Raw genomic sequence first — 15,491 nt, forward strand, 5'->3', positions numbered from 1 at the left:
TAACGTGGAGTCGTGTAGACCGCGAGTCGTGGACGTTCCGAGTCTGGGGGAAATCGCAGTCGTGGGAGGACGTCTCGGTGCTGGAGCAAGCACGGGACGCTATCGAACGGTGGTACCGGGTGCAAGATCCGCCGACGGACGGATGGCCGGTGTTCCCGACCGCTCACGCCCCCTCGAAGTACACCGCTGTCCGGGAAGCACGAGAGGATGCAGAGGAGTTGCTCGCGGACGCTGACGTGGATGCGGTCCTTCGGGAGTACGAGATTGCGCCACCGGCGATTACGACCCACGGTACTCGGAAGGTACTGGCGCGAATCGCCGAGAACGCCGGTGTTGAGGTAGACGGCGAGGCACCGAGGCTACACGGTGCTCGTCGCGGACTCGGTGATACGCTGTTCCGGAAGGACCGGGGACTCGCGTCGGACATCCTACGGCACAGTAGCCTCTCGGTCACGAAACAGGCGTACTCACATATCGACGCTTCTGAGCGGGGGGACGCGGCGAGCGAGCTGCTTGATGAGTAATCCCGGAAGAGGCTATGGGTGGCTCTGATGAAACCCTCAACGGCTGACAGTAGTAGTGTGCCGATACAGAGGGTGTATCCATCATGGAGACCTCGTTTGTTTCGTCATCTCGACGCTGAACTCACCGCGAAGTAGCGCGTGCGAACTTATCGGAGTTCACCGACCGCAAACGCTATACGGTATAGATGTTACTATTCTAATATGTATGGGATGGTTGGGGATTTGCTTGAAGATTGGTATAATCCGAGTATTCAGTCTGCGGTTATTCTATTGATGGGTTCGAGTTTTAGCCTCTTTCTGTTCCTCAATAGTCCCGATTTTACGAACCCGTACTACGTTTTCGGAGTCGGAGTAATGGGCTTCACAATTACAAGGGTTAGTTAGTAAATACATCAGTATATTCACCAACAATCCCTTACAATTTAAAACTACAGACCAGAAAATAGCCTCATGAGTGATTGCTCAAACCGAGCACCGGATTCAGCCGATGCGTGAACATGCTGTTATTCTCCCTGGCCAACCTATAATCGAACGAATTATGGACGTACCTTGATATGGTAAGCCATGGTCGTACAAACTGGTCTCGATAGTGACGTATCTCTCGCAGCCAACCCCTTCCCGAAGATCGCCGAAATCGCGTCCCAAGAGGGGTCGATCGTTGTCATCCCCGTTGGGAGCGTTGAGCAACATGGAAATCACCTCCCTGTAGCCACCGACTCCATCCTCGCGTCCGCCGTCGCCACGGCCAGTGCGGAGGACGTTGCCGACGAGATTCCATTACTTGTCGCACCTCCTGTCTGGACGGGCTACTCCCCGCATCACCTCCCCTTCGGTGGGACGATGACGGGCGAGTTCAACACACTCACCGATCTTCTAGAGCAGATATCCGACGCGGTACTAGAGAACGGCTTCGACGCGTTGCTGTTCGTCAACGGTCACGGCGGTAACACGGCGCTCATCGACGCTGCGGTCTCAACTATCGGCCACGCCCACCCCAACGCGGAGATACTCGGTATCACGTATTTCGACCTCGCTCGTTCGTTCATCGACGACATCCGTGAGAGCAAGACGGGCGGGATGGCCCATGGCGGCGAATTCGAGACGTCGCTCATGCTCCACCTCCGCCCGGGACTCGTCGGGGACGACAGATCCGCCGAGTACTGGGACGAACAATACGATCTCGGTGGACAGGACCTCCTGGAGGGCGGACCGCTCTCGGTATATCGGTCGTTCAACGAATACTCCGAGAGCGGCGCAATCGGAGATCCTAGCCTCGCAAGCGCAGAGAAGGGGAAGGCCATCTTCGACGGAGTGCGAAGTGAATTAACGACACTATTCTCCGATATCCATCGGGCTAACTCCGCCGATTAAAACGTGAATGGAATGGGTTATTGGACTGATTAGGACTGCGGTACACTGGCAATAACTTCGATTTCGACACCAATAGGGACGGGGAGATCACGCACTTCGACGGCGCTTCGAGCGGGATAGGGGTCGCTCATGTACTTCCTGTAGACATCGTTCACGGCGTCGTAATTGGCCATGTCGGTGACGAACACTGTGGACTTAACGACATCACCCAGCGAGGCACCACCCGCTCGAAGTACCGCATCGCAGCAAGAACTGGCCTTTGAGATTCAGATCAATCATCCGTTCGAATGTCTCCTCAGTACACCGATGGAGGAGGTTAGCCGATTCGTCCGACGCGCCAGCGTTGTTCACCAGCACTCGAACGGCCCCAAACTCGTCGACGGCCGTATCGACCAGACCGCGTACGGCGTCGCGGTCGGTCACGTCACACTCAACGGGGACGACCCGACCGTCGTGGGCGTTGGTGAGCTCTCTCGCAACCGATTCAACACCCTCATACGAGGGCGAACAGATGACGGCATCGCCGCCGGCTTCGGCGAACTGTGCGGCAACGGCGCGGCCGATACCGCGTGAACCACCCGTGACGATGGCTGGACGATCGCGTACTGATAGTTCGACCCTGGCAGATTGACCGTTGAACACCTCCTGCTTGAAGCTTCCTCTCCCATCACCGAATCCGATAGTGGTCGACCAGTTCCGAGTCCACTGAAACGCCGAGTCCGGGAGCGCTCGGAGTCGAGAGACGCCCGTCTTCGAGTTCGAAGGGAGTTTCCAGAATATCGGACTCCCATCCGTAGTAGGTGGAGTCCGGCGGTAGCGAGAATCCCGGAATCCCGCTCCAGCGTGAAGGATCGCGGCCGTCCTGATCCCGAGATCAAACGCACAGTGGTGCGTGAAGGGGATGCCTGCGTCTTCGAGTACCGTCGCCTGCTGGCGAAGTCCGCTGATACCGCCGGCCGGAGTTAAATCGAGGACGGCAGCGTCCATCGCACCGGCCTCCAAGAGCCGTTGGAGGTTGTGTGGACGGTAGGTGTCCTCATTAGGTGCGATGGGCTGTCGCAATCGTTGGCGGAGGCGCGCTAGCGTCCGATGGGAATCGACTCGAATGGGCTGTTCCATGTACTGGAGGTGGATCCCTGCCTGCTCCAACATCGACCCGACACGAACGGCCCGATCCGGCGTCCATCCTTGGTTCGGGTCGAGCCTGAACTCCAGTTGTCCGTTGGTCTCCTCGTGCATAGCCTTGATTCGTTCCACGTCTTGTCTCCAGTCTCGACCAGCTTTCGTCTTCAGGACGGAGAAACCAGCGTCAAGGGACTCCTGGGCTTTGATTCGAGACTCCTCCGGAGAGAGGATACCCAAACAGAACGCGACGGGAACCTCCATCGCGGATGCGTCATCCTCGTTGAGGGCTTGCCGATGGCGTTGAGACGACTGCGATGGTGCCGTCCAACCGCCGAGTAACTCGTATACCGGCCGGTCGAGCGTTTGTCCGACGATGTCCCAGCAGGCGGTTTCGACCGCTGCGAAGAACAGGTCGACGTTCGTGTACTCGACGAACACCTGTCGACGGAGACGCTCGATCTCGAACGGAGACTGCCCGGTGACGAGCGGACCAACGCCGTCTTCGATAACTGCCTCGGTCGCGGCCGGTGAGAGGAAGACGCGCATCTCTCCCCATCCGGTTAGCCCTTCATCAGTGTCCACCCGGACGAGGACTCGTTCCATCGTCTCGACTCGTCCGTGGTTAGTGACGTATGGACCGATGCCAAGATGTTCTTCAAGCGGAACAAGGGGTACTTCGACAGTAACTGCAGTCACATCGCTGATTTCCATGCGTTTCGGTTGGCGGGAATAGAGGTAAATAATCACCGCCTAGGAACTTTCGAAGCGTGGAGGGGAGATGAACTGACCGTCAAGCGGAGTTTCCCGATCCGTTATTCCTCCGTTATCTGTATTTCGAGTTCCTGGTTCTCCCCTTTGAAGTAGAGGTGGTGGTGTTCCGATGCAACAACCTCACCGTCGACGGAGATCTTGATCCGATACTCCAAGAGATTAGTCTTGTCTACGAACTCGAACCGACCCTCGGCGTCCGTCTTGGTCGTTGAGGACTTTACGACTCCTTCGAGTGGAATTTCTCGGAGCGTGACGGTCGCGTTTTGTACTGGGTTGCCATTCGAATCTACGACGCGCCCTTGGACGTGACCATCGTCGTTGGTATCCACGTATGCGACAGCCCCTATCGAGGCAATCACGATGACTGCTGCGAGTATCGTGAATCTATTGAATAGCAGTCGCCGCCATGTGATCATCTCGGTTATGAGTTTAAGTAACGGCGGTTGTTTCATGATTTCATACTCCCGAGCACCGCGCTCTTAATGAACTGCCGTTGCAGCAACAGGAACACGATCAGTAACGGGATGAACACCATGATCGCGAACGCGTACTGAAGTGCCACGTCGCCCGACATCTGACTCTGGAACTCGGCGAGACCGAGGGGGAGTGGTGTATGCTGTGTGTCCCTGACTACGACGAGTGGCCAGAGGAACGAGTTCCATGAGAAGATGAACGCGAAGATGGTGGTCGTTGCTAATGCTGGCTTCGAGAGGGGCCAATAGACACCGAATAGAATGTACAGCTCCGAGGCTCCATCGAGTCTTGCCGCTTCGGCAAGCGAATCCGGTATTGACGAGAACGAGTCGTGCAATACCAGTATATTGACTATGCTCACGGAGACAACTATTGCAATACCGATGTAGGTGTTAACTAGACCCAATTTTTGCGTGACCAAGTAGTCAGGTAGGAATATAGTCTGGAACGGTATCATCATCGCGGATAGAATGTACGCCCACACGTACTTTTTCCCGTAGAAGTCCTTTGTCAGGCCGAACGCGGCCAGCGAACAGAACAGCAACTGGCTAGCGATGGCTATCGCCGTCACGATGAGACTGGTGATAAGGTAGGTGACGAACGGAATCGCATACCAGACGCGGACGAAGTTGTATAGGCTAGGATTCTCGATGAGAAGCGACGGTTGCCCCCCGTACAGTGACCCAGAGGGCCAAGTCAGAGCGACCTTTAACAACCAGTAGAACGGGAAGGTGAAGGCAATGCCGAGTACGAGTGCGAGGAGGAAGAAACCGATGCGGCGATAGAACTCCATTGGACTCTCCCTGAACTGCTCGATTCCACTCCGGACGTTGAGATCCGCTTTCGTGAGGTGATTGTTTATCTTCATCAGTACTCAGTCCCCTGAAGATGTTGCCCAATGAGAGCAATTCCGATCGCGAGCGCGATCATGATGATGCTCAGGACGGCAGCGTATCCGAACTCTCCGTAGAGGAACGCCTGCTTATAGATCCACGTCAAGAGTATCTCTGTCCCATGTCCTGGTCCCCCGCCGGTAAGCACCGTTATCAGGTCGAACAACCGGAACGAGATCACCATGCCAACCAAGAGACAGACACCAATAGTCGATTTCAAGAGCGGGAGCGTCAGGTAGAGGAACTGCTGAACCCGACTGGCACCGTCTATCTTCGCCGCCTGATAGAGCTGGGTCGGGATATTCTGTAATCCAGCGAGGAGAATGACGATATAGAACCCGACAGTCTTCCAAATCTGGATCACGAAGACGGCGACGAGTGCCCAGACTGAATCGCCGAACCACGAGATGTTCTGTTCTATGATCCCTGTCTGGAGGAGGAAGTAGTTGATAACCCCGTTCTCCGTTTTGAACATATACTGCCAGATGACGGCGATGGCGACCATCATCGTGATGTAGGGGAGGAAGAACAGGGACCGAAATGCGTTTCGGCCCGGGAAATTCTGGTCTAACAGGAGCGCGATACCGAGTGCGATGGCGATCGATACCGGGATTGTCCCGAACAACACGATCGTGTTCAGCAGGCTCCTCCCGAAGACAGGATCCGTCAGGAGCGTCCCCCAGTTTGCGAGTCCAACGAACGACATATCGCCTGTGTACGTCATCTCACTGAATGAGAGAACGAAGTTGTATATCAGCGCAATGTACTTGTAGAGGAACAACCAGACAAGGACCGGTGAAAGAAACACCGCCACGAGGATCGTCCTCTGAGCCTTTTTTGAGAGGTCTAGGGACTCAATGAGCCGCGTTGGAATCCTCGAAATCGTACCTGTGATTGACGTATTACTCATCTTCACACCTTCTCTCATATACTACCATAACCGATATTGAATTTTGTCGTTTATTGATCCGCCGTCGTCTCGAAAGCAGACAGACTCACTATCTCTGTCTTGTTTTGTACTGATCGATTCGAAGTGACTGAACATCCTTACAGAGAACTGTTCACCTGCCTTTCGGCGGATTGAATTGCTTCTTCGACCGATTTCTCGCCGAGTGCGGCAGCAGAGAACTCGTTATCGAGAGTCTGCGCGATCTGGCTCGAGGCCTCAACGAGCGGCGGCACCCACACCTCGGAGCTGACGTTATCCCACAGCTTGTACAATTGGACGAGTAGAGGGTTTTCGGAGATGAACTTCTCGTCGTTTCGAAGCTCTTTGAGCGCCTGCTTGTGTGGGACAAGCACCGTCGTGTTACGCAGGAAGTCCTTCTGTCCCTTCTTGTTGAGGATCGTTGAGATGAGGTCGAACGATGCCTCTTGGGCGGCCTTCGAGTTGTTCGGCTTGACTACTCCAAGGCCATGCATCGTCAGGAAGCCGCCGAACCGTTCGTTCGACGGTGATCCGGCGACGCCCATCGTGTCCTCCGATACCCAGTCGCTACCGGAGTTCTGAATGAGGCGAAGCGCCGAGGAGGAGCCGAAGTACATCCCCGTGTTCCCCGCGCCGAACTGCTCGGCGGCAGGTTTCCAGTCGCCGGTCCACGATACTTCGGGAATAACGCCACTCTCAGTGAGTTCACGGAACCGACTCAGGATCTCGTGTGTCTTCTCGACGTTGAATGCGGCTTTCGTCTGATCCTCGTTCAGTACGTCGATGCCTTCGCTCCAGAACCACGGCCAGATCTGCCAGTCATACCGAATGAACGTGAGTCCGAACTCAGCTTCCGACTTCTCGACGAGTTGTTCCGCGATGTCTAGGTACTCCATCGTCGAGTAGAACTCCTTGACCGTGGGCGGTTCGATTCCCGCCTCGTCGAACCACTTCGTCCGGGAATAGGTCGCGTTGGTACTCATGTAGAAGGGCATCTGCAGCAGTGACCCTTCATATGTCATGACCTCGATGAGCTTATCGTAGTACTTATTCAGGAACTCCTCGTCGGTGAATTGATCTAGCGCCACCCACACGTCGTCCTGCGCGTACCGCGTATACGTCGCCATCTGGGTGTCGAAGATGTTCACCGGATCGCCGCTTTGCAGTCGGGACTGGAAGTACGAGAGGATATCTTCGGTCGCGGGACCCCGGTCCGTCCACTTCGTGGCCGGGTCTGCGAATTCGTATTTGTTGTCGTATTCGCTCACGAAATCACTGCGCCACTCCTTGATGTAGTCCTCGAGGAACGGGAGGTTCCAAGTGAACAGTTCGACTGGGCCTTCAAGCGCCATATTGCTGTTACCGTTGCCTGCGTTTCCGCTGTTCTGGTTGTCACTGCCCTCAAGACACCCGGCTAATCCGGCGGTCAGACCGCCACCTAACGTAGTCAGACAGGTCCGGCGACTAAGCTGAGCACTACTCCGTAGGCTTTCCTGTGACATCGTTAGGGTATGTGACACACACCCATTTATAATTAATCATTGACACCAGGGATTTATACCTGGAATTAACTCAGGCCGGGAGATTCACACGTCCACGGGTTAACGTGGCAATTAGAGTTCGGCCGGACGATATCTTCGAGCCGTTGGAGCCGGCTGGATTCTCGACTGTAGGTCTCGATCGAAGTGGCTAATGAACCAATGTCTATGCTTTAGCATACAAGCTCGACGATCAGCACGGTCCAAGCACTGTGAGAGATATGATTCTGTGCTGTTCCGTGCATTCAGATCCGTTTTTGAACAAGGGTTTCATCACCCTCCGCCGGCGGCGATTGATTCACCAGTGCCTCTGTCGTACCAGCGTCAAATACGTGTATCCGATCTTCGGGAAACAGTATGGAGAGCTGCTGTCCCTCCGAGACGGATTGTCTCGCTTCGATGCTCGCGATGTGTGTCTCACCGCTGAGCGAAAAGTAGAGCAGCTGCTCCTTGCCGAGCGGTTCGACCACGTCGACGGTCACCTCAATCGCGTTTTCGACATCCTGCTCAACGAGACGAACGTCTTCTGGTCGGATCCCCAGGATTGCCTCCTCGCGGCTGTCAGCCCATCCCATATCCAACTCGCTAGACGGCCTGAACGTGAACTCGGGATGTTCAAGCGTTAGATCGTCGGTCTCCGTGACGGTGATCTCGATGAAATTCATTGATGGCGAGCCAATGAATCCCGCGACGAAGGCGTTCGACGGGGCATAGTAGGCTTCTAACGGCGTCGCGATCTGTTGGAGCTCCCCCTCGTTCATGATCGCGATACGGTCGCCCATCGTCATCGCCTCCGTCTGATCGTGGGTGACGTAAATCGTCGTTACGTCAAGCTCTGATTGGAGCTGTTGAATCTCCGTCCGCATCGTCGTCCGGAGTTTCGCGTCCAAGTTTGAGAGCGGCTCGTCCATCAGGAAGGCTTTTGGGTTCCGGACGATCGCGCGACCGAGAGCCACTCGCTGTTGTTGTCCTCCTGAGAGGTCACCGGGCATCTTCTCTAAGAGATGTCCGATCTCCATGATCTCCGCCGTTTGTTCAACCCGCTCGTCGATCTCTTCGTCCGAGAGTTCCCCCTGCATACGGAGGCCGAACGAGATGTTCTTTCTGGAGGACAAATGAGGGTAGAGTGCGTAATTCTGAAACACCATCGCGATATCCCGATTCTTCGGTTTGACGTCAGTGATGTCAGTATCCCCAATAGAAAGCGTTCCCGCCGACAGCTCCTCTAATCCCGAGACGAGCCGAAGCAAGGTCGATTTCCCGCTTCCGGAGGGCCCAACGAGAACGAGGAACTCGCCGTCTTCAACTTCAATCGATACGTCATCGACTGCGATGATCGTGTTTTCGTCTCCGGCAAACTCTTTCCGGACAGACTCGAGGCTTACTGTCGCCATACGACGAAGAACATAGCTCTCACTGTTATTCTTTTCGGTCGATTCACCTGTGGTTCGGGTGTTGAGCGTCTCACGAAAGGAACTTCCAACTAGTACTGTCGCCCGCGACGTGACTCCGTGACGCTGATACTGCGTGATCGAACTCAGAATTCAAGAGACCAAGCGAACGGTCGAGACGGTGTTTCTTCGGTTCGACATTAATACAGCGTATAGCTCTCGTACTGACCGCGGTAGTCGGTAAGGTCTACACTCCAGGAGTCGATGAGTCCGTTAGCCACGTCGATAGGGGCGACGGAGGGGTCGACGTCTTCGACGGTCTTACGCACGTACGCACCGCCTGCGAGTTGATCGATGAAGTACCCGCCGTTAAATTCGAGCCACGACGTATCCGGGTACGTCTGAAACGCAGAGACGAGCATCGTCAGACCGACCCGGACTGGGGAGATTTCGTCTCTATTGAGGACGTGAATCTGAACGCCTTCGATATCTTGACGCTCATGCTTCGAGAACGTCGGCGTGAAGTAAGCGGGACGGAAGCCGACACCGTCGAGTCCTTGTGCGTTGAGAGTGTCTGCCCAGTCGTCGGCGTCGATCCACGGAGCTCCGATCAGCTCAAAGGGCTTTGTCGTCCCCCGACCTTCTGAAATCGAGGTCCCCTCGAAGAGACACGTCCCCGGATAGAGCGTCGCTGTCGTGATCGTCGGCATGTTCGGCGAGGGTTGCACCCACGGGAGCGACGTCTCGTCGTACCACGTCGAATGGTCCCAGCCGTCCATTTCGATGATGTCGAGGTCTGCGCCGATGTCGAACCTCTTGTTGAGGTAGCGGGCGAGTTCGCCCGCCGTGAGTCCATACACGATAGGGAAGCCGTACCCGCCGAGATCAACGTGACCGTATGAGTCAGCGATGTTGCCGACCGGTTCGACCGGCGCGATAGGGTTCGGACGATCGAGCACGACAAGCCGTTTGTCCGCGTGAGCGACTCCTTCGAGCGCGTAAGCCAAGGTATACACGAGCGTATAGAATCTGCAGCCGACATCCTGTATATCGTAGACTAGCACGTCAACGTTCGAGAGGTTTTCGTCGATGCGCGCTTTCCGCTCGCCGTACAGGCTCTTCACGGGAAGACCAGTCCGCTCGTCGATGTTTTCTTCGACGGTGACGTCGGCCTGGATGTTACCGCGAATGCCGTGTTCCGGCGCGAAGAGCACCGTCAAATCGAGGCAATCCATCCCATTGAGGACATCAATGGTCGGTGTGAGGTCGCTCGTTACCCCAGACGGGTTGGTAATCAGTCCAAGACGCTCGTCGGCGAGGAGATCGGCCTTTCCCTCGGTGAGCGTCTCTATTCCGAGGCGTACCATGACAAGCGGTTCAGTGGAGCCGCTAATAAATGTATGCATCACTCCACCGAAGAGGCCGCTCTGATGACCGAAACAGACACCGCCGGCGTCCCGTTTTAGACTCCGGCGAGCCAAGAGAGGTGCGCTTCGGTCATGAGCGCGTGATTGTAGACAAAGAGGCTTCCCGGAGTAACTTCTTGAACGGCCGCGACCGTTCTCTCGAACTGTTTTTGCGTCGGTGTGACGTCCGGATCAAGCGTCACGGCGGCGTGAATCTGCCCGTCGAACGAATGCCGAAGCGTCTCGACGCAGTCTCGTCCGATTGCCGTATCGCTAGTGTAGCAGAGAGCGGTTACAGAGTCAAGACCCGAGAGCCGGGATAGGTCGACGCCTGCGGGCACACCGTCTGTTGGACCGTGGCCGAGTCCGTCAGAAACCAAGTAGTTCAACGACACCGACCCGCTCACGGCCGCGAGTTGGTCCACAAGGTCCGTGATAACGCTCGTGCGGAATGAGATGAGATCGGCTAGGTGGTCCATCTCTTCTGTGAGCGCCTCGAAACTCGGGTGTGGATCGTCGGGTGCCGCGAGCGATTCCCGGCAGAGGCGTCGCACCTCAGCCATCGCCGCTTTAAAGTCGACAGGGTGCTCCGCGGCCGCTGTCCGACAGCCCTCGCATCCGCATTGAGAGAGGAGTACCCGACCTGTCGGCGACGAGATTGCGTGGTTCTTCGAGTGTCCAAACTGCTGGCCGTGCCCGTGGAGGACATCCGGAAATCCGAGAGACTCCAGATCGATGCGCGAGACGCCCCGGTCGGCGAGCGACTTGACGACGGCCGCCAGATACGCCTGTACCTCGGGATAGGAGGGACAAAGAGCGTGGTCGTGTGAATCGCCAAACGCGCTCTGGATGCGGAATTGGTCGTTCGCAGTGCCGAGGCGGGTATTGTGCATGCAGACAGTCCACGCGCCGACGACAAGATCCCGTTCCGTGGCCATGTCTACGAGGGACCTGACGGCGTCATTCTCCCCATATACCTCGTTGGTCGGCGGGTCGATGGACGTTTCGGCGAACTTCTCCGAATCAGGAGCGAAGTAGCAACCGCCTGGGAACCGTTCGAACAGCGACTCCGGTGACTGGGGATCGAGTGTCTGAACTGAATGGTAGTAGCTAGCAACCGTGATACCATCGACGCCCGCCTCGGCCAGCGTATCGATGGCTGTTGACGGTTCACGAGCGAGAACTGTCCATGGGTACGTGAAGACGTGCGTCATTCGTCGGTTCGATATTGCTGCACTTTCTCTTCGTCGACCGTCACGCCGAGTCCGGAACCGTCTGGAACTGGGATTTCCCCGTCGGTGACATCGAACGGCGTTTCGAGCACGTCGTCCTCCCACCCATAGTACACCGAGTCGGGCGCAAGGTTGATTGCCGGGGTGGCGGCCACCGTCTGCAGGACCGCCGCAGTCTTCACTCCGAGGTCGAATCCGCAGTGGTGCGAGACGGAGACTCCCTGCTTTGCGGCCATCACAGCCTGTTCCTGTACAGCGAGAATCCCGCCTGCAGGTACAATATCGACGACGGCTACATCAATGGCGTCCTCGCGGAGTAACTGCGCGAGATTCCGTTCGAAGTAGGTGTCTTCGTTGACGGCGATAGGGGTTTGAGTCCGAGAGCGCAACCTGCCGTAGGTTCCATACGTGTCGATGCGACACGGCTGTTCGATGTACTGGAGGTAGATTCCTTCATCCTCAAGGGCGGCAATTGACCGAATCGCCTCCTCAAACGTCCACCCCTGATTCGGATCAAGTCGGAACTCTAACTCGCCGTCTGCGGCGTCGTCCATCGCCTGGATCCGATTAATGTCGGTCTGCCAGTCCGGACCTGCCTTCGTCTTGAGGACACCGAACCCGGCGTCACTGGCGAAGGCGGCGTGCTCGCGGGACGTCTCTGGGTCGAGAATGCCGAGACAGAACGCGACCGGAATCTCATCGACGACACGCCCACCGAGGAGCTCTGCGACCGACGCACCGAGTCGCTTTCCATGGACGTCCCAGAGCGCCATCTCGACCGCACCGAGGAACGGATGGATGCGAGTGTATGGGAAGTAGAACGTCTCAAGAAAGCCCCGGATGTCGCCGACCTCTCGGCCGACAAGTTCGGGGGCGATCACGTGATCGACGATGGCTTTCGAGGCTTCCGGGGACTTCATCGTGACGAGCATCTCACCCCAGCCCGTGATGCCCTCGTCGGTGTCAACTCTGACGAGGAGCCGGTCGACCTCCGTGACCGAGTCATGGTTACTCCGGTATGGTGCGAGGCCGTACTCCTCCTCCAGCGGCTTGACCGCTATCTGGACGGGGATGGCTTCGACGCTACTGATAGCCATTGTAGATACGACCTCGCTTCTCCTATAAAACTCATTCCCCTTTCCGGCACGCCCGTCAGTGATGAGAACTGTGCAGGGACGTCACCAGCGAAGAACCCGTAACCCGTTCTTGAGTACTACTGGCCCCGGTTATGTTCCCTCATGTCGGAATTCGGGGTAGAGAGCTCGTCGTCGTCTCGTTCGGATTCGGCTTATTGTCTTCTCTTGAGCAGCGACCATTCATCTATTCGTTTGACGAACACAGGTCTGCTCGTCCACCGGAACGTTCACGAGTAGGTAAGTTTGAGTTCGACAATGTTGGTCACATCGTGGAGCGTCTCGAGCAAATTCGAGTCGATCCGTTCTTCTGAGAGGTGGCTAGTCGGCCCCGAGAGCCCGACTGATCCGATAACGCGGCCATCGTTGGATCTAATCGGCGCGGCGACAGAGCTGGAGCCGATGACACGTTCCTCTCTGTCAAATGCAATGCTCCGTTCGCGCGTCTCCGCCAATTGCGTCAGAAGGGTCTCGCGGTCGGTCACGGTCTGGTCTGTGTAGGCCGGCAGTCCGTGTCGTTCGATTATCGTCTCTACCCGGTCGTCGGGAAGGTACGCGAGGATGGCTTTCCCCAGTGCAGAGGCGTGGAGTTGGACGCACTTGCCTGGCGTGATGTCGAGGGGCACTGCGCCGGGGCCATTTTCCGTGTAGAGGATCACTCCTCTCCCCGCTTCCTCAATGAGCAGGCTCACTACTTCGCCCGTCTCTTCAGCCAGTTCGTCGATCTCCGGCTTTGCGACGGAGTACACCTTGCGGATACTCCGCGCGTACTCGCCCAAGTCGAGAAACTGGAGGCTGATACGATAAATACCGTCTTCCTTCACCACGTAACCACGCTCCATCAGCGTACTCAGGTGACTGTGGACGGTACTGTCGGGGAGGTCGAGCGCCTCGGCTATCTTCGTCAACCGCGCCCCGTCAAGCTCTCTGAGCGCTTCGATGATATCGAGGGACCGCTGGGTCGCTTGCACTGGGTTCTTCGCTTCGTAGCTCATCGGGGGATAGAGACTCTATTTCGAGCCGAGCCGGAAATATTCTTCGCCTCTCATTGTCACATCTATTGAACAGCCGATATATAGCTCTATAGCTGCTCTCCGTGCTGTTTTCTATCTTCCCGACAGCTGTTTTACCATCGCTGAATTTGCTGGATCGTCTCGCGTAACCACGAACGGGCTCAAACGTTACGCTACTGTCAGTGTGAGATCGGCATTACGAAACTACAAATGTAACAGTCATAGAAACATAATTTCATGTGACTCATATAGTAATATTACTGACATCCATGTCCAAAACGTCTGCAATTGGCCCGCTAAACGCTGTACTCCGGCAATAACCAAATAAACGTCGAGTGCTCGGTTATTGATGTGGCGGTCGTACCCGAGGTATCGTTAGAATTGTTCACGTTCATTCACCAATGCTGAAAAAAGATAGAGTCAGGCTCTCTATATCAGGTACGTTTCACCCATCTATCCGTAGGGGTTGCGGATGAACCTAGAGAGTAGGCTGATGAGAAGGACGGTTACACCGGCTGTATAGCTCTCCGCATAGACGGACGGCTAAAAGACGCTCAGATGTCGAACGACCACCACTAGTTGAGTGGTCGCGCTATCAGAATCACTGAAACCCCGTCATAGACAGGAGTGACACCCTCTCGACCGAGATTCAAGAGGTAGGCAACGACTTCCGAGAACAGACGACTCAGGGCGGCGAATCCGGCTCTGGGACATCGTCGACGTCGTACATACGCGACTCCAATGACTGTGGTAGTCCAGCGGTCAGTCCCCCATCGATAACGAGTGCCGTGCCGGTGACGTAACTGGCTGCGTCGGACGCGAGAAACTGGGTCGCCTCTGCAACTTCCTCGGGATATCCGAATCGGCCGAGTGGATACTGGTCATACCATGTCTGCCGCGTCGCTTCGTCCCACTCAGTCTCGCGTTTTGCGGCCAGCGCTTCCGACTGTATCGTCCCTGGGCAGATGACGTTCGACCGGACGCCGTAACGTCCGTACTGTGTCGCGATGAGCTTCGAAAAGCCGAGAATACCGCTCTTTGCGGCAGTGTATCCCGTGAGCCCGATTCCTGTGAGACCATTTACCGAGGACATGTGTATCATCGAACCACCGCTGGAGGCGACCATATACGGTATGGCCTCGCGCGCGCACAGGAAATGGCTCTTCAAGTTAAGATCGACGAGGCGATCCCACGCAGCCTCGTTGAGTTGGTGAAGGTTGTCGTCACCCGTTGACGCGCCAGCATTGGTGACCAGGATGTCGATACTGCTGTACTCTTCGACCGTCGCGGTCATGAGCGACGACACGTCCTCGGCGTTAGTCACGTCCGTCTCGACAAAAACGGCGTCACCATGATCTGAATTAACGTTCCCGACAGTCTGGCGACCCCCCTCAGTATCAACGTCGGCGACGACAACCTGTGCGCCGCTTTCGACGAATTGCTTGACAATCGCTCGACCGATTCCGGCTGCTCCACCGGTGACGATGGCAACAGCATCGTCTACACTGAATGAATTCACGGGTGTAATGCCTCGAACAATCTATTTATGTCTTCGCCCTGAATGGGTTCATCGTTCCAACGGGAGAGACTGAGACGGATTCTCGGTGATCAACCTGAGAATTAGCGCCGACACTGGGAGGCTATACTCGCAATGACATCTAAGTTCTTCTGTAGCTATTCAGATCATAAGGC

General features: G+C 56.1%; 11 protein-coding genes and 4 pseudogenes. 2 read left to right on the forward strand and 13 right to left on the reverse strand.

Annotation, left to right across the window (positions count from 1 at the left end):
- Positions 1 to 524: pseudogene (locus ACFQEV_RS09475) on the forward strand (tyrosine-type recombinase/integrase); the annotation flags it as partial.
- Between the two features lie 564 nt (positions 525 to 1,088).
- Positions 1,089 to 1,895: a creatininase family protein gene (locus ACFQEV_RS09480; RefSeq protein WP_379695245.1), complete on the forward strand. Its 807-nt coding sequence runs from the start codon at positions 1,089 to 1,091 to the stop codon at positions 1,893 to 1,895.
- 29 nt (positions 1,896 to 1,924) lie between these two features.
- Here ACFQEV_RS09480 and ACFQEV_RS09485 read toward each other — a convergent pair.
- From ACFQEV_RS09485 to ACFQEV_RS09545, 13 genes and pseudogenes are all read right to left on the reverse strand, one after another.
- Positions 1,925 to 2,137, reverse strand: a pseudogene (locus tag ACFQEV_RS09485) (RidA family protein); the annotation flags it as partial.
- A gap of 1 nt (position 2,138) precedes the next feature.
- Positions 2,139 to 2,537: pseudogene (locus tag ACFQEV_RS09490) on the reverse strand (SDR family NAD(P)-dependent oxidoreductase); the annotation flags it as partial.
- A gap of 25 nt (positions 2,538 to 2,562) precedes the next feature.
- Positions 2,563 to 3,731, reverse strand: a pseudogene (locus tag ACFQEV_RS09495) (mandelate racemase/muconate lactonizing enzyme family protein).
- A 101-nt stretch (positions 3,732 to 3,832) separates the two neighbouring features.
- Positions 3,833 to 4,243, reverse strand: coding sequence for a carboxypeptidase-like regulatory domain-containing protein (locus tag ACFQEV_RS09500; protein ID WP_379695247.1), 411 nt, complete (start codon positions 4,241 to 4,243; stop codon positions 3,833 to 3,835).
- A complete protein-coding gene (locus ACFQEV_RS09505) occupies positions 4,240 to 5,133 on the reverse strand; it encodes a carbohydrate ABC transporter permease (protein WP_379695249.1) in 894 nt (297 codons plus the stop codon). Before ACFQEV_RS09505 ends, ACFQEV_RS09500 begins: the two co-directional genes overlap by 4 nt.
- Positions 5,133 to 6,068 carry a carbohydrate ABC transporter permease gene (locus ACFQEV_RS09510; RefSeq protein ID WP_379695251.1) on the reverse strand — a complete coding sequence of 312 codons (936 nt, stop codon included), beginning with the start codon at positions 6,066 to 6,068 and terminating at the stop codon, positions 5,133 to 5,135. The genes ACFQEV_RS09505 and ACFQEV_RS09510 overlap by 1 nt, the downstream gene beginning before the upstream one ends.
- 137 nt (positions 6,069 to 6,205) lie before the next feature.
- Complete coding sequence (locus ACFQEV_RS09515; protein WP_379695253.1) at positions 6,206 to 7,438, reverse strand: extracellular solute-binding protein; 1,233 nt, start codon at positions 7,436 to 7,438, stop codon at positions 6,206 to 6,208.
- A 431-nt stretch (positions 7,439 to 7,869) separates the two neighbouring features.
- Positions 7,870 to 9,018: an ABC transporter ATP-binding protein gene (locus tag ACFQEV_RS09520; protein ID WP_379695254.1), complete on the reverse strand. Its 1,149-nt coding sequence runs from the start codon at positions 9,016 to 9,018 to the stop codon at positions 7,870 to 7,872.
- A 197-nt stretch (positions 9,019 to 9,215) separates the two neighbouring features.
- Complete coding sequence (locus tag ACFQEV_RS09525; protein ID WP_379695256.1) at positions 9,216 to 10,382, reverse strand: exo-beta-N-acetylmuramidase NamZ family protein; 1,167 nt, start codon at positions 10,380 to 10,382, stop codon at positions 9,216 to 9,218.
- Between the two features lie 95 nt (positions 10,383 to 10,477).
- Complete coding sequence (locus ACFQEV_RS09530) at positions 10,478 to 11,635, reverse strand: alpha-galactosidase (RefSeq protein ID WP_379695258.1); 1,158 nt, start codon at positions 11,633 to 11,635, stop codon at positions 10,478 to 10,480.
- A complete protein-coding gene (locus ACFQEV_RS09535) occupies positions 11,632 to 12,750 on the reverse strand; it encodes a mandelate racemase/muconate lactonizing enzyme family protein (RefSeq protein WP_379695260.1) in 1,119 nt (372 codons plus the stop codon). Before ACFQEV_RS09535 ends, ACFQEV_RS09530 begins: the two co-directional genes overlap by 4 nt.
- A gap of 266 nt (positions 12,751 to 13,016) precedes the next feature.
- Positions 13,017 to 13,781 carry an IclR family transcriptional regulator gene (locus ACFQEV_RS09540; RefSeq protein WP_379695262.1) on the reverse strand — a complete coding sequence of 255 codons (765 nt, stop codon included), beginning with the start codon at positions 13,779 to 13,781 and terminating at the stop codon, positions 13,017 to 13,019.
- Positions 13,782 to 14,484: 703 nt separating this feature from the next.
- Positions 14,485 to 15,318, reverse strand: coding sequence for an SDR family NAD(P)-dependent oxidoreductase (locus tag ACFQEV_RS09545; RefSeq protein WP_379695264.1), 834 nt, complete (start codon positions 15,316 to 15,318; stop codon positions 14,485 to 14,487).
- Positions 15,319 to 15,491: the final 173 nt, after the last annotated feature.

Source organism: Halopelagius fulvigenes (assembly GCF_042662625.1).
Lineage (GTDB): Archaea > Halobacteriota > Halobacteria > Halobacteriales > Haloferacaceae > Halopelagius > Halopelagius fulvigenes.

Coding starts and splice junctions, on each gene's coding strand:
- ACFQEV_RS09530 (WP_379695258.1), bottom strand. CDS start 11,635: ATGACGCACGTCTTCACGTACCCATGGACAGTTCTCGCTCGTGAACCG.
- ACFQEV_RS09540 (WP_379695262.1), bottom strand. CDS start 13,781: ATGAGCTACGAAGCGAAGAACCCAGTGCAAGCGACCCAGCGGTCCCTC.
- ACFQEV_RS09510 (WP_379695251.1), bottom strand. CDS start 6,068: ATGAGTAATACGTCAATCACAGGTACGATTTCGAGGATTCCAACGCGG.
- ACFQEV_RS09515 (WP_379695253.1), bottom strand. CDS start 7,438: ATGGCGCTTGAAGGCCCAGTCGAACTGTTCACTTGGAACCTCCCGTTC.
- ACFQEV_RS09500 (WP_379695247.1), bottom strand. CDS start 4,243: ATGAAACAACCGCCGTTACTTAAACTCATAACCGAGATGATCACATGG.
- ACFQEV_RS09525 (WP_379695256.1), bottom strand. CDS start 10,382: ATGGTACGCCTCGGAATAGAGACGCTCACCGAGGGAAAGGCCGATCTC.
- ACFQEV_RS09480 (WP_379695245.1), top strand. CDS start 1,089: ATGGTCGTACAAACTGGTCTCGATAGTGACGTATCTCTCGCAGCCAAC.
- ACFQEV_RS09505 (WP_379695249.1), bottom strand. CDS start 5,133: ATGAAGATAAACAATCACCTCACGAAAGCGGATCTCAACGTCCGGAGT.
- ACFQEV_RS09520 (WP_379695254.1), bottom strand. CDS start 9,018: ATGGCGACAGTAAGCCTCGAGTCTGTCCGGAAAGAGTTTGCCGGAGAC.
- ACFQEV_RS09535 (WP_379695260.1), bottom strand. CDS start 12,750: ATGGCTATCAGTAGCGTCGAAGCCATCCCCGTCCAGATAGCGGTCAAG.